This window comes from Halomonas sp. (assembly GCF_041689495.1).
Lineage (GTDB): Bacteria > Pseudomonadota > Gammaproteobacteria > Pseudomonadales > Halomonadaceae > Halomonas.
In genome coordinates this window covers 1-1,946 of sequence record NZ_JBDNGD010000306.1, presented here as the reverse complement: position 1 = coordinate 1,946, position 1,946 = coordinate 1, and the positions used below count along the sequence as shown (strand labels likewise).

1 protein-coding gene and 2 pseudogenes are annotated in these 1,946 nt (G+C 61.4%); all 3 read right to left on the bottom strand.

Annotation, left to right across the window (positions count from 1 at the left end):
- Positions 1–458 (bottom strand): annotated as a pseudogene (locus ACESMD_RS10160) (hypothetical protein); the annotation flags it as partial.
- A gap of 4 nt (positions 459–462) precedes the next feature.
- A complete protein-coding gene (locus ACESMD_RS10155; protein WP_372612796.1) occupies positions 463–1,332 on the bottom strand; it encodes an NYN domain-containing protein in 870 nt (289 codons plus the stop codon).
- A gap of 220 nt (positions 1,333–1,552) precedes the next feature.
- Positions 1,553–1,946 (bottom strand): annotated as a pseudogene (locus ACESMD_RS10150) (restriction endonuclease); the annotation flags it as partial.

The following is a 1,946-nucleotide window of genomic DNA, read 5'->3' as shown; positions in this document are numbered from 1 at the left end:
TGCAGGCTGTCGCCGAGGATCATGCGGTTCTGCCACTTGCCTTCGTGCTGGTAGAACTCGGTCTTGTCGGCGTCTTCCGGCAGGCCGTTGAAGTCGCCGAACAGATCGGCTTGATCCATTCCGGCCGGCTCATTCTGCTCGGTGCGCCGGCGCAGATCGTCGATCAGTGCCTTGGGGTGAACCTTCTCCTGGATATACAGCGGCGGGGCATTGACCACCAGGTCGGACCAGTCTTGCTGGTCCTTGCCACGCCAGACCAGCTGAGGGTCAAGGTCGCGGTTGCGGTTTTCCTTTCCCCCACTCAGCTCATCGTTTCCGCGCGGGTAGCTGACCCTGACCGGGGCCTGGTCGTCCTTCTTCATCACCGACTGGTATTCGGCGGTGGGAATGTTGCGGCGTGTGGCCTCGTCGTGAGTGAGGGTTTCGATGCGTTTCGGCTGTACGGGGGTGCGTGCCAAGGCTTCAATCCTCTTCGTCGGGCGCTTGTAGTTGCGCCTGATCGCGTTCTGTCCGTGATTGGGTGTTGTCGTTGGCCGGGGCTCCCGGCTTCCTCAACCCCGATTGCAAGCCGTCGATATGCTCGAACAGGTCGGCATTTACCTTTTGCCACAGGGGGTCAAGGATGAATTCGATGCCTTCGCGCCTGGCTAGCTTGGCGGCGGGCACGAAGTCGCTATCGCCGGCCACCAGAATGATGGTGTCGACCTGGCGCTTGAGGGTCAGGGTGGTGATATCCAGCCCAATGCGCATGTCGACCCCTTTCTGGCGCAGGCCCAGGCTGACGGTGCCGCCATCCAGCGAGTGCCACAACTCGCGCAGGTTGAGCAAGCTACGAGCTTCCTCGGGGGAGAGCTCGAGCGAGGTGGTGGATTCGGGAGTGTCCTCTGCCTGGCCGGCGAGTCGGTCCAAGGCGCCGATCCACTGGCGGGTGTGCAGCAGCTTCTTGGTCAGGGCTGGCTTGATGGTCCAGTCATGTTCCTTGGTGACCTTGCCCAAGCGCAGTGCCAGCTTGCGCTGCCTGCGCAGCACGTCGAAAAGCTCATGTCGAGAGCGGGCCACGTCCGACTTGGCGAAGTCGATAGCGTGGTTGTCGATCGGGTGGTGGGCCTTGCCCTCATAGGGTACCGCATCGTAGAAGAAGGTGCGGTAGACATGCCGCTGCCAGCGTTTGTCGTTATCGCCGGTTAACTGGTTGATATGACTGGCACACAGGCGGCGAATGCAGGTTGCGATACCTTGAGCGGAAGTGCACTGATCGCTGGCTACCAGCTTCGGCAGGCGCTTCAGGAAGAAGCCACCGTCGATCAGGATGGCGATGCGGCGAGCCGTCATGGCGTCGCTCCCAGGCGGAGGAGGTGCCAGGCATTGCGTATCGTTCTAAGTTTCTGAAATTCAGGCATAGAAAAGCCCCAGGGGGTCGGCAAACGCTCGGGATAGGTGAGCGGGCTTACTGCCAAGGGGCGGATGTACTGATGATTATGGTTTAGCCAGCGATGGCTTGCAACCACTACACCAGGTGGCTGTTGTGTGACCAGAGAGGTGTTCCCGTTCTTCATGCCGCCTCGTCTCCCAGCAAGCCCGCCAGCATGGCGTCGAATTCGGCTGCGACCTGTTCCGCGAAGTCGTCCTGCATGGCGTAGACATCGGTGAATTCGGCGAAGGCCCAGCGGCCGTAGCTGCCCAGGTGGTTCACCCCGGGTACCCAGTAGGTGTCCATGGTGGATTTCTTCTCCTTGGCATCCTCGCCCCGGTAGCCCTTGATCTCGACGATGAGGTTCAACGGATCGTCGGGGCCGTGACCATCATCGACCTGGACGATGAAGTCCGGGCGGTAGGTGCGCGACTCCGAGGCGTAGCGGTAGGGCACGTCCAGCCCGAGGTTATGGTTCTTCACATAAGCCATGACCCTGGGGTGGGCTTCGGCGACGCGGCAGAACTCGGCTTCC

Bases quoted from the DNA above. Each gene is read 5' to 3' on its own strand.
- ACESMD_RS10155 (WP_372612796.1), bottom strand. From the start codon at position 1,332: ATGACGGCTCGCCGCATCGCCATCCTGATCGACGGTGGCTTCTTCCTG.